General features: G+C 69.7%; 19 protein-coding genes. 12 read left to right on the forward strand and 7 right to left on the reverse strand.

Features of this window, described 5'->3' with window-relative positions; all coding sequences use genetic code 11:
* Positions 1 to 64 precede the first annotated feature (64 nt).
* The 4 genes from ACVBEQ_RS08870 to dnaK all read right to left on the reverse strand — a co-directional run bounded on the left by ACVBEQ_RS08870 (position 65) and on the right by dnaK (position 4,699).
* The gene (locus tag ACVBEQ_RS08870) at positions 65 to 487 is read right to left on the reverse strand and encodes a heat shock protein transcriptional repressor HspR (protein ID WP_447152697.1); all 423 of its coding nucleotides are present in this window, start codon (positions 485 to 487) and stop codon (positions 65 to 67) included.
* Positions 488 to 708: 221 nt separating this feature from the next.
* Positions 709 to 1,920, reverse strand: a complete 1,212-nt coding sequence (gene dnaJ, locus ACVBEQ_RS08875; RefSeq protein WP_447152569.1) for a molecular chaperone DnaJ — start codon at positions 1,918 to 1,920, stop codon at positions 709 to 711.
* Between the two features lie 200 nt (positions 1,921 to 2,120).
* Positions 2,121 to 2,846: a nucleotide exchange factor GrpE gene (gene grpE / locus ACVBEQ_RS08880; RefSeq protein ID WP_447152570.1), complete on the reverse strand. Its 726-nt coding sequence runs from the start codon at positions 2,844 to 2,846 to the stop codon at positions 2,121 to 2,123.
* A complete protein-coding gene (gene dnaK, locus ACVBEQ_RS08885; RefSeq protein ID WP_447152571.1) occupies positions 2,843 to 4,699 on the reverse strand; it encodes a molecular chaperone DnaK in 1,857 nt (618 codons plus the stop codon). Before dnaK ends, grpE begins: the two co-directional genes overlap by 4 nt.
* Before the next feature lie 407 nt (positions 4,700 to 5,106).
* Here dnaK and ACVBEQ_RS08890 point away from each other — a divergent pair, with 407 nt between their 5' ends.
* From ACVBEQ_RS08890 to budA, 8 genes are all read left to right on the forward strand, one after another.
* The gene (locus ACVBEQ_RS08890; RefSeq protein WP_447152572.1) at positions 5,107 to 7,179 is read left to right on the forward strand and encodes a hypothetical protein; all 2,073 of its coding nucleotides are present in this window, start codon (positions 5,107 to 5,109) and stop codon (positions 7,177 to 7,179) included.
* A gap of 198 nt (positions 7,180 to 7,377) precedes the next feature.
* Complete coding sequence (locus ACVBEQ_RS08895) at positions 7,378 to 9,330, forward strand: glycoside hydrolase family 15 protein (RefSeq protein ID WP_447152698.1); 1,953 nt, start codon at positions 7,378 to 7,380, stop codon at positions 9,328 to 9,330.
* Positions 9,331 to 9,441: 111 nt separating this feature from the next.
* Entirely contained in the window at positions 9,442 to 11,589 is a 2,148-nt protein-coding gene (locus ACVBEQ_RS08900; RefSeq protein WP_447152573.1) for a TPM domain-containing protein, read from the forward strand.
* 94 nt (positions 11,590 to 11,683) lie between these two features.
* Positions 11,684 to 13,006: a diacylglycerol/lipid kinase family protein gene (locus tag ACVBEQ_RS08905; RefSeq protein WP_447152574.1), complete on the forward strand. Its 1,323-nt coding sequence runs from the start codon at positions 11,684 to 11,686 to the stop codon at positions 13,004 to 13,006.
* Positions 13,007 to 13,185: 179 nt separating this feature from the next.
* Positions 13,186 to 13,560, forward strand: a complete 375-nt coding sequence (locus tag ACVBEQ_RS08910; RefSeq protein ID WP_447152575.1) for an amphi-Trp domain-containing protein — start codon at positions 13,186 to 13,188, stop codon at positions 13,558 to 13,560.
* A gap of 390 nt (positions 13,561 to 13,950) precedes the next feature.
* Positions 13,951 to 14,172, forward strand: coding sequence for a hypothetical protein (locus tag ACVBEQ_RS08915; protein ID WP_447152576.1), 222 nt, complete (start codon positions 13,951 to 13,953; stop codon positions 14,170 to 14,172).
* Positions 14,169 to 14,651: a hypothetical protein gene (locus tag ACVBEQ_RS08920; protein ID WP_447152577.1), complete on the forward strand. Its 483-nt coding sequence runs from the start codon at positions 14,169 to 14,171 to the stop codon at positions 14,649 to 14,651. Before ACVBEQ_RS08915 ends, ACVBEQ_RS08920 begins: the two co-directional genes overlap by 4 nt.
* Positions 14,652 to 14,789: 138 nt before the next feature.
* A complete protein-coding gene (gene budA / locus ACVBEQ_RS08925; RefSeq protein ID WP_447152699.1) occupies positions 14,790 to 15,542 on the forward strand; it encodes an acetolactate decarboxylase in 753 nt (250 codons plus the stop codon).
* Positions 15,543 to 15,615: 73 nt separating this feature from the next.
* Here the strand turns inward: budA and ACVBEQ_RS08930 are convergent, their stop codons facing one another.
* Positions 15,616 to 16,812 carry a cation:proton antiporter gene (locus ACVBEQ_RS08930; RefSeq protein WP_447152578.1) on the reverse strand — a complete coding sequence of 399 codons (1,197 nt, stop codon included), beginning with the start codon at positions 16,810 to 16,812 and terminating at the stop codon, positions 15,616 to 15,618.
* Positions 16,813 to 16,906: 94 nt separating this feature from the next.
* Here ACVBEQ_RS08930 and ACVBEQ_RS08935 point away from each other — a divergent pair, with 94 nt between their 5' ends.
* The 3 genes from ACVBEQ_RS08935 to ACVBEQ_RS08945 all read left to right on the forward strand — a co-directional run bounded on the left by ACVBEQ_RS08935 (position 16,907) and on the right by ACVBEQ_RS08945 (position 19,334).
* Entirely contained in the window at positions 16,907 to 17,383 is a 477-nt protein-coding gene (locus tag ACVBEQ_RS08935) for a putative immunity protein (RefSeq protein WP_447152579.1), read from the forward strand.
* A 131-nt stretch (positions 17,384 to 17,514) separates the two neighbouring features.
* A complete protein-coding gene (locus ACVBEQ_RS08940; RefSeq protein ID WP_447152580.1) occupies positions 17,515 to 18,492 on the forward strand; it encodes an ATP-binding cassette domain-containing protein in 978 nt (325 codons plus the stop codon).
* On the forward strand, positions 18,489 to 19,334 hold the full coding sequence (locus ACVBEQ_RS08945; RefSeq protein ID WP_447152581.1) for an ABC transporter permease: 846 nt from the start codon (positions 18,489 to 18,491) through the stop codon (positions 19,332 to 19,334). The genes ACVBEQ_RS08940 and ACVBEQ_RS08945 overlap by 4 nt, the downstream gene beginning before the upstream one ends.
* A gap of 61 nt (positions 19,335 to 19,395) precedes the next feature.
* Here ACVBEQ_RS08945 and ACVBEQ_RS08950 read toward each other — a convergent pair whose 3' ends face one another.
* Positions 19,396 to 20,445: an ABC transporter permease gene (locus ACVBEQ_RS08950; RefSeq protein WP_447152582.1), complete on the reverse strand. Its 1,050-nt coding sequence runs from the start codon at positions 20,443 to 20,445 to the stop codon at positions 19,396 to 19,398.
* 96 nt (positions 20,446 to 20,541) lie between these two features.
* Here ACVBEQ_RS08950 and ACVBEQ_RS08955 point away from each other — a divergent pair, with 96 nt between their 5' ends.
* Positions 20,542 to 21,153, forward strand: coding sequence for a TetR/AcrR family transcriptional regulator (locus ACVBEQ_RS08955; RefSeq protein ID WP_447152583.1), 612 nt, complete (start codon positions 20,542 to 20,544; stop codon positions 21,151 to 21,153).
* Between the two features lie 3 nt (positions 21,154 to 21,156).
* On the opposite strand, the gene ACVBEQ_RS08960 is transcribed toward ACVBEQ_RS08955, so the two are convergent.
* Complete coding sequence (locus ACVBEQ_RS08960; RefSeq protein WP_447152584.1) at positions 21,157 to 24,417, reverse strand: BTAD domain-containing putative transcriptional regulator; 3,261 nt, start codon at positions 24,415 to 24,417, stop codon at positions 21,157 to 21,159.
* Positions 24,418 to 24,481 lie beyond the last annotated feature (64 nt).

A 24,481-nucleotide genomic window follows, 5' to 3' on the forward strand; every position in this document is an offset into this window, starting at 1 on the left:
CGCACCGAGCGGCGTCGGCCGGAATGGCCGAAAGTCCCGAATCGCTGAGCTGTTCCGGCCCGGATCAGCTCCGGCGCTGACGCCGCCAGGCCACCAAGGCCGTGTTGGGCTCGCGCCACGGCACGACGTCGCGACGCAGACCGGCGATGGCGTTGGCCGCCGCATTCGCCGCATCCATCCGCGATTCCATGAGATCCGCGCGCAGGGAAGCGATCTCGGTGGTCGCGTCGGCGAGTTGCTCTCGCAGGACGTCCACCAGTGCTTCGAGCTCGATGATGCGCCGGATGCCGGCGCGGTTCACGCCCTCGTCCTGGCTCAGCCGCTGCACCTCGCGCAGCAGTTCGATGTCCCGCTGCGAATAGCGGCGGCCGCCTCCGGTGGTCCTGCCCGGCGACACCAGACCCTCGCGGTCATAGGAACGCAGGGTCTGGGCGTGCATTCCGGCGAGCTGAGCGGCCACCGAGATGACGAACAACGGTGCGTCCATCTCGAAGCCGCGGGAGCCGTGCTGACCGCCGGTGGGGCCGCCCCGCGCACCCGAGCCCCTCGTACCCGGGCCACCTGACGCACTCCCGCCGGCCGGATTGCCACCGGCGGAGTTGCCACCCGAGGCAGCACCACCCGAGGCAGCACCACCCGAGGCGTCACCACCCGAGGCAGCACCACCCGAGGCGTCACCACCGACGGGTCCGCGCCGGCCGGGGCCGGTCATGCCGAGCTCCCGGCCGCCGCACCCGCTGACGCGGCACCGTCCCGCGCACGCAGCGCACGGGTGATCGCCTCTCGCGGATCGGACGTCTGCGCGGCGGCGAAGGCCTCCAACGCGGTCTTGGCCTCAGCCGATAGCTTTTGCGGCACAGCAACTTCCACCGTGACGATCAGGTCGCCGACGGCGTCCTTGCGCTGCACACCGGAACCCTTGACGCGGAACTTCCGCCCGTTGCTGGTCCCGGCGGGCACCCGCAGGCGGACCGCCGAGGTCAACGTGGGCACGGTCAACGTCGTGCCGAGCGCGAGCTCGGGGAACGTCACCGGGACCGTCAGCGTGAGGTTGTCGCCGCTTCGCCCGAACAGTTCGTGCGGCGAGACGTGCACGACGACGAACAGGTCGCCGGCGGGACCACCACCCGGTCCGGGTTCGCCCTTGCCTGCGAGCCGGATCCGCTGGCCGTCCGAAACGCCGGCTGGGATACGGGTTGTCAGCCGGCGGTTGTGCACGACGGTGCGCTCACCATGGCAGGTGGGGCACGGGTCGTCGATCACCGACCCGGTTCCGTGGCAGTTGGCGCACGGCTCCGAGAACGCGAATGAACCCTGGTTGCGGGTGGTCAGACCGGTTCCGTTGCACGCCGGGCAATCCCGCGGTGAGGTGCCCGGTCGTGCTCCGACGCCGTGACAGGTCGGGCACGTCGTGCGTTCGGTGATGCCCAGCGGCACCGTCACACCGGTGACCGCGTCGTTGAACGACAACCGGACCTCGGTCTCGACGTCCGCGCCGCGACGGGCGCGCGGCGGCCGGGCCGAACCGGTTCCTGCGCGGTTGAACAGGCCGCCGAACAGATCGCCGAGGCCACCGGCACCGCCCGCGCCACCGGCGTTACGGAAGATGTCACCGACATCGAAACCGCCGGTACCGGTGGGGTTACCGCCGGCCGGCCCGCCGAAGCCGCGGAAAGCGCCCGACGCCATCAGATCCCTGGCCTCGTCGTACTCCTTGCGCTTGGCGTCGTCCGAGAGCACGTCGTAGGCCTCGGAGATGGCCTTGAACTTGTCCTCCGACAACTTGTTGCCGGGGTTTTTGTCGGGGTGCAGGTCCCGGGCGAGCTTGCGGTAGGCCTTCTTGATCTCGGCGTTGGTCGCGCTCTTGGTCACGCCCAGCTCTTTGTAGAAGTCCTTCTCGTAATAGTCCTTGGCGCTCACCCGGAACCTCCCCTCACTCTCATTGCCGCTGTGACCGGTGCTGATGTTGTCAGCGCCGGTGCTGCTGCTGTTGATACTGCTGTCACTCGGTCTGGTCTCACTGCCTGCCGCTCGTTAGTTGGCCGACTGCTCGATGGTGCGGGACCACTGACGCGGCACAGCCGACGAGCGGAAACCGCCCGTCAGCTGCACACCGCCGCTCAACTGCCCGTGCTGCCGGTCTCGACGGACGCGTCCGCCGCCTGCTCCGCCGCGGGCTGCTCGGCCGCCGCACTCTCGTGCTCCGGACCGGTCACCACCACGACTGCCGGGCGGACCAGCCGGTCCCCCAGTGTGTAGCCGCTGCGGAACACGGCCGTCACCGTCGGCTCAGCCACGTCGGCGGAGGTACTGAACTGCACCGCCTCGTGCACGGCAGGGTCGAACTGGTCGCCCTCCGCTCCGAACGGCGCGAGTCCCAACTTGGTCAACGCCCCGGTCAACCGGTCGGCGACCGCCCCGAAGGAACCGACGAGGTCGCCGTGCGCCCGCGCCCGATCGAGATCGTCGAGCACGGTGAGCAACTCGAGCACGACGCTGGCCTTCGCCGCCGCCACGACCGACTCGCGGTCGCGGTCGACCCGCTTGCGGTAGTTGGCGTACTCCGCCGTCACCCGCTGCAGATCGGCCGTGCGCTCGGCCGCTTCCTGGCGGGCCAGGTCGAGCTCGGCCGCACTCAGGTCCACCGACAACGGCTGGGCCGCGTCGTTGGGGTTCGCCGGGTCGGGGGCGGCGTGCCGCCCCGCGCCCGGGAAGGGGCTCGACGCTTCGGTCGGGCCCGTCCCCGGCTGCCGTGGCCGGCCGGTCTGCGGATCGATCCGGCGGTTGTCCCGGATCACCGGCTCCGGCTCCTCGCCGCGCGCGCCCTCGGCGCCGAATCCGCTCACTTCTTCTCAGCCTCGTCCACGATCTCGGCGTCGACGATCTCCTCGTCCTGCGAGGAGGAACCGTCGGCACCGCCATCGGCGGACGGACCTGCACCGCCGGCCGCGTCGGCCTGGGTCTGCGCGTACAGCGCCGAACCGAGCTGCTGCGACTCGTTGGCCAGCTCCTCGACCGCCGACTTCAGCGCCGGGATGTCGGTGCCCTTGAGCGCCTCGTTCACCTTCGTGATCGAGTTCTTGACGCGCTCCTTCGGCTCCTCCGGCAGCTTCTCGTCGTTGTCCTTGATGAACTTCTCGGTCTGGTAGACCAGCGCCTCGGCCTGGTTGCGGACCTCGGCCTCCTCACGGCGGGCCTTGTCCTCATCCGCGTGCGCCTCGGCCTCGCGCATCATCCGGTCGATGTCGTCCTTGGGCAGCGCGGAGCCGCCGGTGATCGTCATCGACTGCGACTTGCCGGTGCCCAGGTCCTTGGCGGACACGTGCACGATGCCGTTCGCGTCGATGTCGAAGGTGACCTCGATCTGCGGCACGTTGCGCGGCGCCGGCGGCAGCCCGGTCAGCTCGAACATGCCGAGCTTCTTGTTGTAGGCAGCGATCTCGCGCTCACCCTGGAAGACCTGGATCTGCACGGAAGGCTGGTTGTCCTCGGCCGTGGTGAAGATCTCGGACCGCTTGGTCGGGATGGTGGTGTTGCGCTCGATCAGCTTGGTCATGATGCCGCCCTTGGTCTCGATACCCAGGGACAGCGGGGTGACGTCCAGCAACAGCACGTCCTTGACCTCGCCGCGCAGCACACCGGCCTGCAGGGCCGCGCCGACGGCGACGACCTCGTCCGGGTTGACGCCCTTGTTGGGCTCCCGACCGCCGGTCAGCTCCTTGACCAACTCGGTGACGGCGGGCATCCGGGTGGAGCCGCCGACCATCACCACGTGATCGATGTCGGCAACCTTGACGCCGGCGTCCTTGATCACCTGATGGAACGGGTTACGGGTGCGGTCCAGCAGATCGGAGGTGATTTTCTGGAACTCGGCGCGGGACAGCGACTCGTCCAGGAACAGCGGGTTCTTCTCCGCATCCACCGTGATGTACGGCAGGTTGATGGAGGTCTGCTGCGAGGACGACAGCTCGATCTTGGCCTTCTCGGAGGCCTCACGGATCCGCTGCATGGCCATCTTGTCCTTGGTCAGGTCGATGCCATTGGCCAGCTTGAACTTGTCGACCAGGTACTTGACGACCCGCTCGTCCCAGTCGTCGCCGCCGAGCTTGTTGTCACCTGCGGTGGCCTTGACCTCGACGACACCGTCGCCGATCTCCAGCAGGGAAACGTCGAAGGTGCCGCCACCGAGGTCGAAAACCAGGATGGTCTGCTCCTTCTCGCCCTTGTCCAGCCCGTAGGCCAGGGCGGCCGCGGTCGGCTCGTTGACGATGCGCAGGACGTTGAGGCCCGCGATCTCACCGGCCTCCTTGGTGGACTGCCGCTGGGCGTCGTTGAAGTACGCGGGCACGGTGATCACGGCGTCGATGACCGGCTCACCCAGGTACGACTCGGCGTCGCGCTTGAGCTTGCCGAGCACGCGTGCGCTGATCTCCTGCGCGGTGTACGACTTGCCGTCGATGTCGACGGTCCAGTTCGTACCCATGTGACGCTTGACCGAACGGATGGTCCGGTCGACGTTAGTGACCGCCTGACGCTTGGCGACCTCACCGACCAGCACCTCGCCGTTCTTGGCGAAGGCGACGATGGACGGGGTCGTACGGGCGCCTTCGGCGTTGGCAATGACGGTCGGCTCGCCGCCCTCAAGAACGGCGACGACCGAGTTGGTGGTACCGAGGTCGATACCGACGGCACGCGACATGCAATCCTCCAGCTGCTACCCCGCCGGAAATCGCTCGACGGGTCTTCCTGTTGGCGCGGCCCGATTGGTACCGCGCATGAAATCCGATCGGACCATCACATCGATCGACCGGACCGGCACATCTCTGTGTTCTGACGCCCACAATGCCTGCGTCGCCAGACCGTGTCAACTGACCTGAGTCAATCCGACTCAACTTTGCTGATCAGTCCAACCGCACTGCCGCGGCGAACATTCCCGTCCGGAACCACCGGCTGACTTGTTACGGACAGCAATCAACCGAGCACGCTATGCTACGAACGGGGAGGCGGTGTCCGGACGACACCGGGGGGACGGTCGCTGCTGCCGCAGCACTCTGCAGTGCTGACCTGACGCAGTCTCGACCGCTCATTCGCAGAACGGGGACACCGATGACCGTCCGAAACGGCCGCGATCCGGGAACCGCACGCCGACGCCTCCTGCTGTTGGCCGTCGTCGCGGCGCTGGCCGCTGCGTCCGTCGGCGTCGCGGGGACGGCCACGGCGGCGCCCGGCAAGCGCGCTGCTGCGGCGGCGTCCTGCTCGGTCGGTCAGAGCGGCGCCGCCGTCCCCTCCGCCTCCTCGGGTCGGTCCGCAGTCCGGACCACCGTCGGCGTCGCGAAGGCCATGGGTGTGCCGGTCAAGGGGCAGATCATCGCCGTCATGGTGATGTTCCAGGAATCGTCGATCCGGAACCTGGCCAACGACGGCTCCAGCACCCAGTCCGCGTCCTGGCCGGTGCCCGGCCGCGCGTACTGGATGAACGTCACCCGCCTGTCCCTCAAGTACCCGCACGACATGTTCGGCTCCCGGGACGGCGCCCATGACACCGACTCGGTGGGGCTCTACCAGCAGCGACCGGCCTACGGCTGGGGCAACTACGGCGCCAGCACCGGGACGACCGACCCCGAGGGGGTGATCCAGCGACTGCTCGATCCGCGATGGGAGGCCATGGCGTTCTTCGGCGGCGACAAGAGCGCCGCGCCGACCCGCGGCCTCCTCGACGTGGCCGGCTGGCAGTCCATGTCGCTCACCTATGCCGCAAACGCGGTGCAGGGCAGCAACTATCCGACCCTGTACGCGCAATGGGAAGCCCCGGCGACCAAGTACGTCACCGACAACCAGGACGCTCCTTCGATCACGTTGCCCTGGTATCCCGGCGGCGGCGGCGATGCCCTGGCCTGCACCAGCATTCCCACCAACACGGCCCTCGGCGAGGCGGGTCACAATCCCTTCGGGCACCTCGACCAGGTGGCGATCTCGGGGACCAGGGTCAGAGTCGCCGGCTGGGCCATCGAGCCCGACGCCATCAACGGACTGACCACCATCAAGATCACCGACCGCGGGCCGTTCGGGAACACATCGACGTCGGTGTTCGCGAATCAGGGCCGGTCGGACGTCAACCGGATCTACAACGTGGTCGGCACCTTCGGCTTCATCGCCTCCCTGCCGTGGACAGGCGCGGGAGCGCACACGTTCTGCGTGACGGTGGTCAATGTCGGTCGAGGGACGGCAGACCGCCTGCTGGGCTGCCGCGACGTGGCCATACCCGGTCCGAGGGGCGCCTTCGACCTCGCCGCGCAGAGCGGGCCGGACACGATCGCCGTCAGGGGCTGGGCTGCCGATCCGGCCGCTCCGCGGGCGGCCGTCCAGATCAGGTTCACCGTCGTCGGCCCCGACAAGGTTGTCCGCACCTCGACTCTCACCACCGGGAGGCCCAGGGCCGACGTCGAGCGCCGCAATCCGTGGGCCGGCGGGTTCACCGGCTACAGCGGCACGCTGCCGAGCGGTGGGCGCGGTGACAACAAGGTGTGCGCGGTGGCTCTCAACGTCGCGCCGCCGTACACGAACCCGTCGCTGGGCTGCCGCACCGTGATGATGCGCTACGAACGGCCGGTCGGCCGGATCGACGCCCTTTCCGTTTCGGGCCGGACCGCCACGCTCGCCGGCTGGTCATTCGACGACCTCCAGGCGTCCACTTCGATCAGGGTGCACATCTACGTCAATTCCACCGGGAAGGCGATCACCGCCAATCTGGCCCGTCCCGACGTCAACACCGCGTACCGGATCACCGGGAACCACGGCTACCGGACCACTGTCGGTATCCCCGCCGGCACCAGCAGGATCTGCGTGTACGGCATCGGTCTGAAGGGCAACACGCTGATCGCGTGCCGTGCGGTCACGTCGACCTCCACGGTGTCCAGGCTGGCCGGCGTCGGCACGTCACCGGCGGTCCCGACACAGTCAGCGTCAACGGAGCCCACAGCGTCAACGGTGCCGACGGCCGGCACCCCGCCCACGGTCACCTCCGATCCGGTGTCTCCCACGGTCGGCACCCCCGCCCAGAGCCCGGCGACATCCGCACCGGATACGTCCGCTGCCGGCGCTCCCGGATCGACACCTGGATCGACACGGCCCGACTCGACACCTGCTCCGGCGCCCGCGACGTCACCCACCGATGGCTGATCGAGGGCTCCGGCCGGCGGGAATCGCCGGACTGTCACCACGACGTGATCTCGTCGCCACACGGGACCGCCTTCCATGACTGAGAATGTTGTTGTGACCGATACGGACTCCGTCGACATCGACGCCCAGAACTCCGCGGCCGGAGCATCGGACGATGCGCTCCTCGCTCCCCTCGACGCCGCCCCGGACCCGTTCGCGATGAACGGCAAGGCCGCGGCCCGGCGCCCGGTGGTCTCCACGAGCCTGGCTCCCGAGCACCCGGCCGTGCACGGCGCCGGGAATTTCCCGGGCATCGGGGACTACGCGTTCCTGTCCGACTGCGAGTCCAACTGCCTGATCGCCCCGTCCGGGGCCATCGAATGGATGTGCGTACCGCGACCCGACTCGCCCAGCGTCTTCACCGCCCTGCTGGATCGTGCCGGCGGGTCGTTCCGGGTCGCGCCGTTCGGTGTGGCGGTACCGGCGGCGCGGCGTTACCTGCCCGGCACCCTTGTCCTGGAGACGACCTGGCAGACACCGACCGGCTGGCTGGTCGTCTGCGACGCGTTGATCATGGCGCCTTGGCACAACACCGACCAGCGCTCGAAGACGCACCGCCGCTCACCGACCGATTTCGATGCGGCCCACGTCCTGCTGCGCACCATCACCTGCATCTACGGCAACGTCGACCTGCAGATGAGCTGCGAGCCGGTCTTCGACTACGCCCGTAAGGGAGCGAAGTGGCAGTACCCCGGCTCCGGGTACTGCGATGTCGTCGCCAGCGCGAAAGGCCAACCGACGCTGAAGCTCTCCAGTTCACTGCGGATCGGACTGGAAGGCCGAACCGCGATGGCCCGGACCAAGATGAAGCGCGGTGACGTGCACTACGTCGCACTCGCCTTCTCCGAGTTGCCGCCACCGGAGGACACCGCGCAGGCCTCGGAGTGGATGGAACGCACCTGCGAGTACTGGCGGCAGTGGCTCAGCCAGGGCACGTTCCCGGATCACCCGTGGCGCTCCTACCTGCAGAGTTCGGCACTTGCCCTCAAGGGGCTGTCCTACGCACCCACCGGCGCGCTGCTCGCCGCAGCCACCACGTCGCTGCCGGAGACGCCGGGCGGGGTGCGCAACTGGGACTACCGGTACACCTGGATCCGGGATTCGACGTTCGCCCTCTGGGGGCTGTACACCCTCGGTTTCGACCGTGAGGCGAACGACTTCTTCTTCTTCATCCACGACGTCTGCCGAGACAACCCCAACGACCTGCAGATCATGTACGGCGTCGGCGGCGAGCGGCGACTGGACGAGGCCGTGCTCGATCACCTCAGCGGTTACGACGACGCCAGCCCGGTGCGGATCGGGAACGGCGCCTACAACCAGCAGCAGCACGACGTGTGGGGCGCGCTGCTCGACTCGATCTACCTGCACACCAGGTCACGCGAGCAGATGCCGGAGGAACTCTGGCCGATCGTCATCGCCCAGGTCGAGCAGGCGGCAGCCCACTGGCGCGCGCCCGACCGCGGAATCTGGGAGGTCCGCGGCGAGCCGCAGCACTTCACCGCCTCCAAGATCATGTGCTGGGTCGCCCTGGACCGCGGCGTCCGGCTGGCCAGGTTGCACGACTCACCGGCGATCGCCGACAAGTGGCAGACCGTGGCGGACGAGATCCATGCCGACATCCTGGCGAACGGTGTCGACGAGCGCGGCGTGCTCGTGCAGCGCTACGGCTCGACCGCGCTCGATGCCTCGCTGCTGCTGGCTCCCCTGGTCCGCTTCCTGCCGCCGGGCGATCACCGGATCCGGGCGACGGTGCTCGCCATCGCCGAGGAACTGACCCACGAAGGCCTCGTGCTGCGCTACCGGGTCGAGGAGACCGACGACGGTCTGGCCGGCGAGGAGGGCACCTTCACCATCTGCTCGTTCTGGCTGGTGTCGGCACTGGTCGAGATCGGTGAGCTCGAGCGCGCGCGGGCGCTGTGCGAGCGGCTGCTGTCGCACGCCTCCGTGCTGGGGCTGTACGCGGAGGAGCTGGACCCGATCACCGGCCGGCACCTCGGCAACTTCCCGCAGGCGTTCACCCACCTCGCCCTGATCAACGCCGTCACCCACGTCATCCGCGCGGAGGAGAGCTCGCGGGCGCACGGTTTCGCCCCCGCCAACCGGCAGGCCTAAGACCACCCTCCCGGGCGGGTCGCCACGACGTCCCCGCCGCCCGGACGGTCACCTCCCCGTAGCCGGCTCGGTAGGGTCGGGCAGCGCGCTCCGGACGGGGAAGGACCGAAGATGACGACTGTACGAACCCGATGGGCCGGGCTGGTGGGGATGGTCGCGGTGCTGGCCGCCGTCCTGCTGCCGACCGTCGCGGCCGCCGAGCCTCCGTTCCGGGTGCCGTCGCCGATCACCGACCGGGCCGGCGCGCTGAGCGGAAGCGACCAGGCGGACGTCCAGGCGGCCCTCAGCCAGCTCTCCAGCGAGGAGAACATCAACCTCTTCGTGGTCTACGTCGCCAATTTCGACGACCCGACCGACGGGGACGGCTGGGCCAGGGAGACGTACGCCCTGTCCGGTTTCGGGGCCAACGACATGCTGCTGGCCATCGCCACCGACGGCCGCGCTTACAGCGTCCAGGTCCCGCCGAACTTCAAGCTCAGCAGCAGCCAGCTGGCCGAGGTGGCTCAGAACGACATCCGCCCGCAGCTCGTCGAGGGCGACTGGGCGGGTGCTGCCATCGCCGCGGCCAACGGCTATCGGGAGGCACTCAGCGGCGGTTCGTCCACCTGGTGGTGGGTCGCCGGTGGGTTGGTCGTCGTGGGTGGCGGTGCCTACCTGGTCTCCCGCCGGTCCCGGCGCAAGGCTCAGGAACAGGCCGGTGGCGTCGCGCCGGGCGGCCGGGGCGAACCTGCCGAACCGCTCGATCAGCTGTCGGCCCGCAGCGTGCAGGCCCTGATCGACACCGACAATGCCGTCCGGGCAAGCGAATTCGAGCTGTCCGCAGCGGAGTCGGATTTCGGCCCTGAAGCGGTCGCCCCTTTCCGGACGGCGTTCAACGCGGCGCGGGAGTCACTCACGGCCGCCTTCGAGATCCGGCAACGCGTCGACGATGAGATCCCCGAGGACGACCTGACCAAACGCTCGATGATGAACGAGATCCTGCAGCGCTGCGCCGAGGCGTCCGCAGCCCTCGACGCGGAGAGCGACCGGTTCGACGAGCTCCGCGATCTGCGATCCCGGTTGCCGCAGGTGCTGGCCGAACTGCCGGGGGCCATCGAAGCCCAGCAGGCCCGGCTGGCCGGTGTCGGCGCGACGCTGGGATCCCTGCAGCAGCAGTACGCGCCCAGCGCGCTGACGACCGTCGCCGGAAACGTGCGGGAGGCGACGACCCGGTTGACGTTCGCCCGCACCAGCCTCCAGGAGGCCCAGCAACTGGCCGAGCCGCCGTCCGGCCCGGCGACGTTGCCCACCCCCGTCGCGTCGCCGGAGGCACCCACCCAAGCGGGATCGACCCAGGCCGGGTCCAACCAAGCCGGCGTCACGCAGGCCGAGCACACGTCTCCCGACCTTCAGGTCGTCGCTCAACAGCCGGCCGTTCGGCAGCCGTCGGTTCAACCCGGTGCGCCGGCCGTGCTCGCCGCCGGTGCAGCGCAAGAGGCCGTCGGGCAGGCCACCACCCTGCTCGACGCGGTCGAGCGAACGGCGGCCGATCTGGCCGCGGCGGCGGGCCAGCTGCCCGTCGCCTGCACCGCGGTCGACCAGGAACTCGCCGCTGCCCGCCGGGCACTGTCCGAGGCGGGCGCGGGCCCGTCGGGTCCTGCTCTCGGGGCGCAACTGGACCAGATCCAGGCGCTGCTCGGCGTCGCCCGCTCGCCGCAGGGCGCAGCCGATCCGCTGACCGCTCTGCACAAGGTGCAGGAGGCCGACGAGGCGCTCGACACGATCCTCGCCGCCACCCGGGACGCCCAGCAGCGTGAACAGCGCGCGCAGGCCGGGCTCGCGCAGGCGCTGGCCACCGCACGCGCCGAGGTGTCGTCCGCAGACGACTTCATCTCGACTCGGCGCGGCGCGATCGGCAGCCAGGCGAGGACCAGGCTCGCGGAGGCCAAGCGGCACCTGGCGGCTGCCGAGGCGGCGGCCGGGACCGACGCCGGAACGGGGCTCACCGAGGCCCAGGAGGCGGCGACCCTCGCCCGGGAAGCCGCCGACATCGCACAGCAGGACGTCGGCGGCTGGGGCGGCGGCGGTTCACAGCGCGGCGGCGGCATCAACGGCGCGCTGCTCGGCGGCATCATCCTGAGCTCGGTGCTCAACTCCGGCCGCGGCGGCCATGGCGGCGGCGGTTGGGGCGGCGGATTCGGCGGCGGCGGATTCGGTGGTGGCTTCGGCGGCGGTGGCGGTGGGGGCGGCAGTGTGAGCGGCGGCGGCGGCCGCTTCTGACCCCTCGCCGGTGGCGTCCCCGGCGCTACGAATGCGGCGAAATCACCTGTATCGGCTGATGCGGCACGTCCGGACCACTCCTAGCGTCAGCACGGTGACCACCACCGAGCCTCCATCCGCCAAGAGGTGGGCCGCCAGGATTGCGCTGATCCTGGTCGCCGCCGCAGCCATCCTGGTCTTCGCCTCGGCCGGCTATACCGGTGTCTTCCTGGTGGTGACCGGCCTGGTCGGGGCCGCGCTGCTACTGGTCGGCATGTTCTGGTTCCTGGCCCGCCGCGGGGTCGCCCGATGGGCGGGCCTTGCGGTCGCCGCACTCGCCGTGGTGGCGCTCATCTGGAGCTACGCCGCAGCCGACGTCATCCTGGTCGCGATCCTGACCCTGGCGCTGCTGGCCGCAGCGCTCGCGGCGGCGCGCTGGGCCGTCGACGAGGACGAGGACACCTGGATGCCGAGTGTCGCTGTGCCCGACGCGAAGCGGCCGTTCTTCGTGATGAACCCGCGGTCCGGCGGCGGCAAGGTCGTTCGCTTCGGCCTGCGGGAGAAGGCCGAAGCATTGGGTGCGGAGGTGGCCCTGCTCGAAGGGCCGGGCCATGTCGACGTCGCCGCAGTGGTGCGCGACGCCGTCGCCCGCGGAGCAGACCTGCTCGGGGTGGCCGGCGGTGACGGCACGCAGGCCCTGGTCGCCGGGATCGCGGCCGAGCACGACCTGCCGTTCCTCGTCGTCAGCGCTGGTACGCGGAACCACTTCGCCCTCGACCTCGGACTCGACCGGGACGATCCCTCCACCTGCCTGGACGGGCTCCGGAACGGTGTGGAGGTCCGCGTCGATCTCGGCATGATCGGCGGCCGGCCGTTCGTGAACAACGCCTCGTTCGGTGCCTACGCGGAGATCGTGCAGAGCCCGGAGTACCGGGACCACAAGGAAGGCACGATCCTGTCGATGTTGCCGGACCTGCTCACGCCCGACGCCGCAGCACTGTCGGTGCGGGTCGGCGACAGCACGGTCGACCGGACGCAGGCGATCCTGGTGAGCAACAACCCGTACGGATCCGGGCGGCTGATCGACCTGGGCCGCCGCAACCGGCTGGACCAGGGGGTGCTCGGGGTGGTCGCCGGGCGGGTGGACAGCGCCGCGAGTGCGGTGGGCCTGCTCCGCCGCACCAACGGCCAGACGGTCCGGGTGCTGACCGGCCCGGAAGCGGTCGTCGATGCGGATGCCACCGAGATACCCGTCGGGGTGGACGGCGAGGCTCTGATGGTGCCGACGCCGGTGCACTGCACCGTGCGGCCCCGGGCACTGCGGGTCCGCCTCCCCCGCAACCGCCCCGGGGTTCCGCGGCCGAAGACCAGAATTGAGTGGGACCGGTTGTGGCGGCTGGCCTTCGGGCGCACCGTCGACCCGGTCCGGGCCGGCTGACCCCGACTTCCGCAGCCCGCACCCCGCACCCCGCACCGACTGTTGATCATGGGGCCCAGCACGCGACTCGCCGACGACACTCCCGAGATCGTGTGCCGGGCCGCATGATCATCACCAGAACAGCGCGGCGAACAGCACTGTCCACAGATCAAGCCCGAACATCAGGAGAGGACCGCATCGTGCCCAAGGTCGAGTTCAAGAGGAAGGCCCTGCTCTCCCGGGAGGAGGTCGCCGAACGACTGCTGGAGTGGGGTAATGCCCTGGCCGCAGGCTCCGATGTCGAGCTCGAGTCGGGCGGCGACTCGCTCAAAATCGGGGTCGGCGACCAGATCGAGTGGGAGCTCGAGATCGAGATCGACGGTGACGAAACGGAAGTCGAGATCGAGCTGAAGTGGCGCGATAGGCCGGCCCGTTCGACCGGACCGGCCCGTGCCACCGCCGAGACGCCGGCAGTCGAGGAGGACCCGGAGCCTGACCCTGCAGCCGAGCCGACGCCGGAACCTGCCCGGCCAACTGCCCGGCGGGGCCGTCCACGGAAAACCGCGGCCAGCTGACCGCGCTGGCTGAACCTCTCCCCGGCACCGACGCAGCGAAACACCCTCGAGCGCAAGGCACAGGTTCACTCGACGTCATGGCCTAGCGAGGGGTTGCTCGCGAAATCACGCCTCACTCTCGCTACCTACGCCTACCCCACGCTGCAACACGAGCAGGGCGCGGGTAGCAAGAGTGAGGCACGGTTCAGTGAGAAAGCGTCGGCTGTTCCGGCGCTTTAGGTTCGGTTTACGCCTCCGGGCCCGCGCACCTACCCCCGCCGACGAAGCGTGCGGCGCCGATGACGAGGGATATGCCGCACAGCGCATCCGGCCGAGGTTGTTCAGCGGTAACTGCTCTGTCTGATCCTCGGGCCTCCCGCCCGACGACGAGCACAATCCGAGGAGCACATCGTGACCGATCTTCGTGCAGTGCCGCAGCAGCCGTCATCCTTCGCCGACCTGGCCCGCGAATTGTGGACCTACCTGACCGAGCGCGGCGCGGCCATCAACTACGAGTTCGTCGACATGCTGGTCGAGGTGCCCCGCGAGACGGGACCGCAGGCGCCGCGGGCAACCTGGCGGCTGAACGGCACCCTGCGCATCACCACCGCGGAGGGCGCCACGGCGGCATGACAGCTCTTGCGCCCGGCGAATCCGCGCGTGCCGCAAGCGGTGCGAAGCTCGCCGTCTTCGCGGACCTGAGGATCGAGACCGATGGTCAGCGGGCGCATCTCGTCGGGGACGGTCGGTCGCTGATCCTGCACACCGACCAGCCCTTGCGTTTCTGGTCGTCACTCGACCACGCCGCCCTGCCGGCCGGTGTCGGCAGGGTGAACGGTCCGCGGGCGCTCGGTCGGGTTGCCGACGCGCTGCACGACGCCGGAGTCACGGTCGACGTCACCGGGCCGGACGGAGTGCTCGTCCGGCTCGGTGACGGGGCCGGCTCCCGGCTCGGCAAGCTGGTGACCGGCAGCAGCGCAGTGGGTTTCGGCTCAGTCCGACTACTCGCGTCCACTCTGAGCGCGCAACTGCCGATCGGTCGGATCGCGGCGGCGCTCGGGCTGGCTGCCGTCGTCGGCATCATCGCCATCGTCCGCCGGCGCCGCCGCTGACAAACCCGCCGCTCTGGCGCACCGAAGCTCTGAGCCACGCACCGACGCCCGACCGCACCATCCGACCGCCGATTGACCCGCGTTGCAGCGGCGGGGCTGCGGGCTTTGTGGAGCGTCACCGGCCACAATGACGTCACCATGGACGAATCCGGAGATCATGCGGCGCGGCCTGTCCGCCGCCGTCGCACGGTGTACCAGACCAGTCTGATGAGCGCACTGCTCGACGGCGTGTACGACGGTGAGATGACGGTCCGGGAGCTGTTGCGGCACGGCGACTTCGGTCTCGGAACCTTCAACGCCCTGGACGGCGAAATGGTGGTGCTCGACGGGAGGTGCTACCGGCTTCGCGGAAACGGCGAGGCGTCGATCGCCTCCCCCGAAGCACGAACGCCATTCGCCGTGGTGACCGCGTTCGAGCCCGCCTACAGCGTGAGCCTGCCGGGCGACAGTTCGCGCGCGGAGGTCTCCGCCGTCGTCGGAGAGCTGGTCGGCTCGGAGAACTACCTGTATGCGATCAAGGTGACCGGGGACTTCCACCGGGTTCGTACCCGGACGGCGGCGCGGCAGACCAAGCCCTACCCGCCGTTGACAGCGGCGACGAAGAACGAGCCGGTCATCGACTTCGCCGACATCACCGGCGTCGTGGCGGGTTTCCGCACACCGTTGTACGAGCAGGGCATCGGCGTGCCGGGTGGGCATGTGCATTTCCTCGACGCCGACCATGCACGCGGCGGGCACGTGCTCGATTTCTTCTTAAAATCAGGGACTCTCGAGGTGTGCGTCGGCACCGACCTGCATGTCGCGCTGCCGCTCAACGACGCCTTCGGGCATGCGAACCTCGCACCCGCCGACCTCGCCGACCAGGTCGCGAGAACCGAGAACCACCACTGAGCAGCAGGTCTACTTACTGCGGGTGTCGACCCCGCAGGTCGATCAGCGGCTATTCAGCCGTGGCCAGCGTCAATCAGCCGCGGGCAGCCTCGGCGGGCGGCGTCTCGTCGGCCACGGGCTCGTCCGCGGGCCGATGGATCCGGGTGGCGATCAACGGGAAGATGGCGACCGACAGCACGCCGGCGCCGACGAGCGCCGCCGCGTTCTCGGGCAGCATGACGCCCGCACTCATCCCGATCTCCGACAGGGCGACGAGCAGTGGGAGCGCCGTCGCGGTCAGCAACATCATCTGCACCCGCTCGCGCAACGACAGCGTCTTCCGGTAGACCAGCAACGCGGGCGCACCCCGCACCACCAGGAGCAGCACGAAGAAGACCAGCAACCGCAGGGGATTCTCGACGATGGACTGGATGTCCAGCGCCATTCCAGAACTCACGAAGAAGACGGGAATGAAGAAGCCGTAACCGACGGCATCCAGCTTCTGCTCGAATTCGTGGTTGACGGCACCCGTCGACGTCCGTCGCAACACCATGCCGGCGAAGAATGCCCCGAGCGCGGCCTCGACGCCGAATTCCTGGGTGATGAGCAGCAGTCCGACCAGCAGCACCACCGTGATGCGCAGCGTGGATTGTGATGTGGCGTGGCTGTTCTCGCCGATGATGGCCGCAACCCGGGTGCCGGACAGCAGTTTCGCGATCCAGGCCAGGACGAAGGCCAGCGCTGCAATCGAGGCGATGATCAGCGCTTCCCACCATGTCTTGTACGCACCGAGGAAGAGCGAGATCGCGAGGATCGGGAGCAGTTCGCCGACGGCCCCGGCGGCGAAGATGAAGCGGCCGAACCGACCTCCCAGCATGTTCTGTTCGCGCAGGATGGGCAGCAGTGTGCCGAGCGCGGTGGTCGTCAGGGCGATCGACACCGGCACGAACGCGTGCACGAATCCGATGGCTTCGAGCCCACCGACGACGGCCGCCGCGGCGACGGCGCTGATCGTCCAGGCGACCAGCGCCTGCTTGCCGGCCTTCTCCCGCAGCAACATCGGATCCAGTTCGTGGCCGGCGAGCAGGAAGAGGAAGCCCAGCCCCAGACCGGCCAGCAGCTCGATGGTTGCGGAGTCCGCGAAACCCAGCACATGCGGCCCGATGAGCACGCCGCCGACGATCAGGAACAGCACCTGCGGGGGCCGCCCCGGCACGAGGCGGGTGACGATCGGTGCTATCGCGGCGACCACCATCACCAGCAGCAGGGACAGCAGCGAGCTCTGACTCATCCAACCCCCTTGGTGCGCAATGACCGATTCGTGCACGAAGCGTAGAAGATGCGAGCGTAGAAGATGGTCGCACTTGGGTGACAGACTCTCGGGCGTGGAACGCCAGATGAGCGCGCTGACCATGGACGAGGACAACAGGGGCCTGCTCGCGCAGTGGGCCAGTGACTGCGCGGAACGCGTGCTGCCCCTGTTCGAATCGGAGCATCCCGACGACCCCCGACCCAGGGCGGCCATCGATGGCGCCAGGGCATGGTCGCGGGGAGAGATCGACGCCCGCGCGGCGCAGTTGCTGGCCCTGGAGGCGCAGGAGGCCGCGCGGCTGGCGGACAACCGTGCGGCCCGATCGGCGGCACGTGCGGCCGGGCAGGCCTGCGGTGTCGCGCAACTGGGTGGTCACGCCCGGCACGCCGCCGCCTATGCCGTTGCGGCCATCGCCCAGTCGGTCCCCGACGACCACGCCGCGATGGACCGGGAACTCCAGTGGCAACGCGACCACCTGGCCCTGGAGGCACATCCGCTGGTGTTCCGCAGATCCGATCGGGACGCGGAGCGCACCGGCTCCGACGGCTGACCGTCACCGCCCGGCACCCCTCGCAAGCGGGCACCGGCAGAGCGCTGACATGGCATCTCAGCGCCGTGTGCGTGACCTGACAGCACACCGGCGCACTCTCGGCCTCACGACTATGAGCCGAGGAGACATCCATGAACAACATCATCGAAGCCGAAGGGCTGACGAAGCGTTTCGGCACCACCCAGGCACTTGACGGCGTCGACCTCGCCGCCCGCGAGGGCACCGTGCTGGGCGTGCTGGGCCCCAACGGCGCGGGCAAGACCACCGCGGTGCGGGTGCTGGCGACCCTGCTCCGTGCCGACGCAGGGCGGGCGACGATCGACGGCTACAACGTCGTCAAAGATGCGGGCGCGGTCCGCCGGACCATCGGCCTGACCGGGCAGTACGCGTCGGTCGACGAGGACCTGACGGGCACCCAGAACCTGATGCTGATCGGCCAACTGCTGAACCTCAGCAGCCGTGACGCACGATCACGGGCGGCCGAACTGCTCGAGTGGTTCGGTCTCGCCGATGCCGCACAGCGCCGCGCGAAGACCTATTCCGGTGGCATGCGGCGCCGGCTCGACCTGGCCGCGAGCCTGGTCGGCCGGCCCCGGGTGATCTTCCTGGACGAGCCGACCACAGGGCTCGATCCCGCCAAGCGGGAGGACATGTGGGAGGTCGTCCGGCGGCTTGTCGGCGACGGATCCACCGTGCTGCTGACCACCCAGTACCTCGAGGAGGCCGACGCACTGGCCGACGAGATCAGCGTCATCGACAAGGGCAAGGTCATCGCGCACGACACCCCGGACGGGCTGAAACGAAAGATCGGCGGCCAACGCATCCGGGTCAAACCGGCCGATCGCGATCGGCTGAGCGACGTTGCCTGGATCCTCGGCGAGATCGGCCGCACGGAACCGATACCCACCGGCCGGGACGAGCTGACGGTGGCCGTCAGCGGCGAGTCGGCACTGGCCGCAACGGTCGGCCGGCTCGCCGCCGAAGGCATTGCGGTGACGGAGCTCTCGCTGCACCTGCCGACACTCGACGAGGTCTTCATGACGCTGACCGGCAACGGCGCGTCGCAGAGTTCAACGACATCAGACATCCGAACGGAGGAAGCAGCATGAGCGAGACCACCGCGGTCGAACCGGCCGTCACCACATCGGCCCGCCCACCGGCACCGCCGGTACCACCGGCGACCGGCTCGGCATCGAATTCCTATCCACGCCACGTCATCGCACTGGCCAAACGCAGCCTGATCAAGATGTGGCGCACACCGGAGGCGCTGATCGACGTCACGCTGCAGCCGATCATCTTCCTGCTGCTGTTCACCTACGTGTTCGGCGGCGCGATCGGCGGGACGCAGGCCGACTACCTGCAGTTCCTGCTGCCCGGGCTGCTCGGGCAGAGCATCGCGATGGCCGGGGTCGCGTTGGGCCAGAACCTCAACGCCGACATCGAGAAGGGCGTGTTCGACCGCTTCCGGTCGCTGCCGATCGGCCGCTCGGTACCGCTCGTCGGCGCCGTGATCGCCGACATCGGCCGGTATTTGATCCTGTGCGTCGTGACGCTGGGATTCGGCATGCTGATGGGGTTCCGGATCGAGACCAACCCGCTGGCGGCGGCCGCCGGGGTCGGCATCTCCATTGCGTTCGCCCTGTGCTTCTGCTGGATCTCGGTGTTCGTCGGGATGAAGGCCCGGACCTCCGGAGCCGTTCAGGGGATCATGTTCCTGATCGTGCTGCCGCTCTCGTTCGCCAGCAACACCTACGTCAACCCGGACACGATGCCGAGCTGGCTGCAGACCTTCGTCAACATCAACCCGATCTCGCAACTGGTCACCACCGTGCGCGGCCTGATGATCGGCGGCCCCGTACAGGAAAGCCTGATGTGGACGCTGGTCTGGATGGCGATCCTGCTGGTGGTGTTCGTGCCGCTGGCCCTGCGCGGGTACCGGCGCCGCGCCTGACCACTCGACAACACGCGAAACGGCACCGGAACCCGGGATGGGTTCCGGTGCCGTTCTGCTGTCAGGCTGTCGCCGCGATGGGCGACGAATGGCCCGCCCGGCGGCCGACGATGACCCCGACCGCTCCGAGCGCCGCCCAGCCGAGCAGGATCAGCACCGGTTCCCAGACCGACGCTGCCGGGAAGTACGCGGCCGTCCGGAGCAGGGTGCCGCCCGCGCCGGTCGGCAGCCACTGGCCGAATTCGCCCCACGGGGCGGGCAGCAGTCGCGGCGAGGTTGCGATGCCGGACAGCGGGTTGCCGATGATGACCAGCAGCAGCGCACCCAGACCGGCCCCCGCCGGACCGACCAACCGGACCAGTCCCGCTACCACCAGCGCCGACGCCGCGACGGTCAGCGAGATCGCGGATGCCTCCGCCACGAAGTTGCCGGCCGAGACACCCAGCCAGGCGAGGACTCCGGCGAAGCTGACGCCGATCGCGACAGCACCGCCGACCGCTGTGCCGAGCACCCACCAACGGTTGCGCAGGGCCAGCGCCGAGGCCGCACCGAGCGCGAGGCCGGCGATGATCATCGGGAACGAACCGGCAGCGAGCCCCACGCCCCTGCTGTCCGTCGACGGCAATGGCACGGCGTCGACCACTGCCGGTCCGGCGGCCGGTGTCCCGTCCATCCGCGCCGCTGCCGACGTCAGGAGCTGGGTGACGGCCGGTGACCCGGCGCCGGCGGTGAGCAGCGTCGGCCCGTTGGCCCCGAGCACGATGGCGCCGTCCGCCGACCGGTCGGCGAGCGCGGACCGGGCGGCCGACTCGTCCGCGACCACCGTGACCTCGAAGGCGTCCGGTCCGGCGGATTGCGTCAGCCCGGCTCGGATCTGCTCGACCGCCGCGGGCGGCCCGGCGACCGCAAGCCGGATCCCGTTGGGTCCGGAGTTCACCGCCACACCGACGAACAGTGCGAGCACCAGCGAGAGGCCGGCGGTGAGGGCGAGGACGAGACCGACGGCTGTCCGCGCCTGGCCGTGCGAGCTGCCGGCCGAGTGTGCCGACGTACCGGGGGCTGCGAGGTCCAGTGCCGGCCCGGCGTGCTGATCGATGCCTGGGAGGGTCATCGTGGCTCCTTTCCGAGAAGGATCGTTCGTTTTGTAATAAGGATGCACCAGACGCCCCGACTCGTCAAGAACGAATATTCGGTTTACGGTAGTGCCATGCCCAGGGTCACAGATCAACACCGTGAGGACCGTCGCGAGCAGATCCTCGTCGCTGCGTGGAAGTGCTTTTCCCGCAACGGCTTCCACAGCACATCAATGGCCGATGTGATCCGCGAGGCGGGTCTGTCGGCGGGCGCGGTGTATCTCTACTTCCGGTCGAAGGACGACATCATCGTGGCCGTCGGCACCCAGGTCTTCAGCGGCATCCGGGGCAGGCTGGCCGACTTCGCCGCCGAGGAACCTCCGCCGTCACCCGCGGAGATCGCCGCCTACCTGGTCCGGCAACCGGTGTTCGCCCAGGAGCAGGCACCGGCGGACATCTTCCCGCTGCTGCTCGCCGTCTGGGGTGAAGCTACCCGCAACCCGGCGTTGATCACACTGGCCGACGAGATCCTGACCGACCTGCGCACCGTCATCACCGGGATGCTCGAGCGCTGGTCCGCCGCGGGCAACGCGCTTCCCATCCCTGCCGCCCAGCTGACCCCGGTGCTGCTGTCGCTGGTGCAGGGCTTCGTCGTGCAGCAGGCACTGGCGCACCGGCCGGCGTCGGAGGACTACACCGCCGCGGTGCGCTCGCTGTTCGTCGCGGCGGGGATGGGCGCGGGCTGACGATCAGTGGTCGGCCACCAGCAGGGCCGGGTCGATCCGACCGATCGCCGACGGCCGGTCCAGGGCCCGGCCCGCGTCGAAAGCCGCGTCGAACTGCTCACCCAACTCATCCCTCAGACGGTCGGTCAGCTCCGCGACCAGGGGATCCGAGCGGTCGACGCTGCCGCGCAGCCGGGCGGCCGCACCGAGGATCGCGGCCGCGTCGGCCGGCCGGCCGAGCGCCGAGGCAAGGGACGCCACGCTCACGCCAACCGCTGCGACGATCGGCATGTCACCCGTGGTGATCGCCAGCGGGTAGCTGCCGGCCAGGTCCGCGGACGCCAACTCGAGGTCCCCGCAGCGCAGTGCGACGGCCGCGGTGGTGGCACCGACGACGGCCGCCGCATGGGACAGCAGAATGCCCGGTGGCTGACTCGTGAGCCGTTCGCGAAGCTCGGCCGCCAGCTCGCTGGCGGTGACCAGGTCTCCATCCATCAATTCGACGGCGAGCAGCACCCCGTCGACGAACATCCCGCGCTCGAGTCCGTGGGAATGCCCCGCGAACTGTTCCCTGACCCCGTCGATGATGCGCCTGGCCGTCGTCACCTCGCCCGCCCGCAGGTACAGGCCGGCCAGCCGCACCTGCACCAGCAGGGTGTCGTCGGTGGACCCGAGTTCGGCCGCCAGCTTCCAGGCGAGCTCGTTGTCGGCGATGGCGCCGGCGATGTCACCGTCCTGTGCCCGCAACGTGGCCCGGGCGGACAGCACGGAGGACAGCCCCCACCGGTCCTCGATCCGGTCGAAATCGTCGTAGGCCGCATCGACGTCGGCCCGCCAGGATGGGATGTCGCCCTCGTTCTCGGCGAACCAGGCACGGTTGATCCTGGCTGCCCCGCGGAGCCACCGGTCCGGCGACCGGAGGATCCGCTCCATCGCCGCCTCCGCTGTCGGGATGTCGCCCCCGAAGTAGGCCAGCATCGGTTCCAGCACGGCCAGCGACGAGATCGGCGGCGGGCCGGCCGCGCCGAGTTCCCCGGCCAGCGCGGCGAGTTCGGCCTGCAGCTTCGGCACGTCCGTGATCTCGGCGGCGCCGCCGAACATCGAGGTGACCGCTCTGGCTGCGCGCGCCCACACCCGGCCGGGGTGATCCGTGCCCTCGGTCGCGGCGAGCGCCCGGCCGAGCCACTCGGCGGCGTCCGAGTTGGCCCCGCCGATCATCGTCCAGAACCAGGTCAGCGACAGCACCAGGTCGAGCGACGCGGCGCGGTCGGCGGGGTCCTCGGAGTCGGCGAGAAATCCCAGGGCGGCGAGGACGTTGTCCCGCTCGGCCACCAAGGTGGCGATCGCGGCCAGCTGCCCCGCCTGCCGCAACACCGGGTCCGCCTGCTCGGTGACGGCGGCGAAGTGCCGGGCATGTGCGGTGCGAGCGGCCCTCGCCTCCCCCCGTTCCGCCAGTCGGTCGATGCCGTACTCGCGGATCGTCTCGAGCATCCGGTAACGGGTCGAACGGCCGTCGATGATCACCAGCAGCGACTTGTCGACCAGCGACGACAACAGGTCGCTGATGGCCTCGCCGGAAAGCTGCTCGTCGGCGCACACCGCGACCGCCGAGGCGAGCGTCGCCCCCGCAGGGAACACCGCGAGCCGTTCCGCCAGGAGCCGCTCGTCCGGCGAGAGAAGATCCCAACTCCACTCCACCACGGCCCGCAGTGTCCGGTGCCGCGGGAGGGCGGTACGGCTCCCACCGGTGAGCAACCTGAACCGGTCGGACAACCGGGCGGCGATCTCCGCGACCGGCATCACCCGCAACTTCGCGGCGGCAAGTTCGATGGCCAGCGGCAATCCGTCGAGCCGGCCGACGATGTCGCAGACGGGGCCGACCGCGCCCGCATCGAGGGTGAAGCCGGCACTGACAGCCTGTGCGCGGTCGACGAACAGCTGCACCGACTGGTATCCGATCGCGTCCTTCGCGGCGACTCCGACCGGCGGCAGCCCGAGCGGTGGCAGGACGCAGAGTGCCTCCCCGCCGATCCCGAGCGGCTCGCGGCTCGTCGCGACGATCAAGACATCGGGACACCGGGCCAGCACCTGGTCGACCAGCGCCGCGATGGGCCCGATCAGGTGCTCGCAGTTGTCCACGACGAGCAGGCAGTCGGAGTCGGCCAGCACATCGAGCAACTGCTCCGCCGAGGGGCGCACGTGCCGATCGGCCCGCCGGTCCACCGCACGAGTGTCGAGCTGACCGAGGGCCCCGAGCATCGCCTGCGCGACGGCTGTTTCGTCCGAGACAGGTGCGAGCTCGACCATCCACACCCCGTCCGAGCGGCGCGGCAGCCATTGCCTGCCGATCTCGGTGGCCAGCCTTGTCTTGCCCGCCCCACCCGGCCCGACGAGAGTGACCAATCTCGCGGTGCCGAGCAGCGTGGTCACCCGGCTGACCTCGTCCTCGCGGCCGATGAAGCTGGTCAAAGCGGCTCGCAGGTTGCTGCGCCGGTGAGTCGGCCCGCGCTCCAAGGCACGATCCAAGACAGCGAGGTTCGTTGCACCGGACGGCATCTCGCCGCGGAGCACCGCAAGGTGCAGTTCCTGTAGCTCGGCTCCCGGGTCGACGCCGAGTTCGTCGGCGAGCTGTTGCCGCAGCCGTTGATAGGCAGCCAGCGCCTCCGCCGTTCGCCCGGTCGCCACCAGCGCGCGGATCAGCAAGGCCGTGAACCGTTCCCGCAACGGGTTGGCCGCCGCGAGCGTCTCGATGTCGGTGAGGACGTCGACCGCTCTGCCGAGCCGGAGTTCGGCCTCGATCAGATCGGCCATCGCCTCCCGCTGCAGCTCGGCGAGCCGGGTGGCCGGCGCAGCGGCGTAGGAGGCGTCGCCCGCGTCGGTCAGGGCGGCCCCACGCCACAGCGACAGGGCGCTGCCGAAGGTGGTCCGGGCCGGGTGGAGCTCGCCGCCCCGGAGTTCCCGACGACCGGCAGCGATCAGCTCCTCGAACAGGGCGGCGTCGACATCCGCGCGATCGACCGCCAGCCGGTACCCGCCCGGAACCTGCTGCACCGCAGTCGATTCACCGATCGCCTTTCTGGTCCTGGAGATCAGCGACTGCAGCGCGTTGGTCGGCTCAGCGGGCGGACCGGCGGGCCAGACCGCGGCGATGAGTGCATCCGTGGACACGACCGACGGCGCGTCCAGGGCCAGCCGGGTGATCAGCGCCCGCAAACGGGATCCGGTGATCGGCACGGCACGGCCGCCCGTCCGCACCTCGAGCGGCCCGAGGATTCCGATCTCCACCCGATCACTGTCGCAGACCGCAAAGCTCCACCCCTCCGGGATGACCCTGAGCGGTGGAGCGTGT

Source organism: Nakamurella sp. GG22 (genome assembly GCF_052976845.2).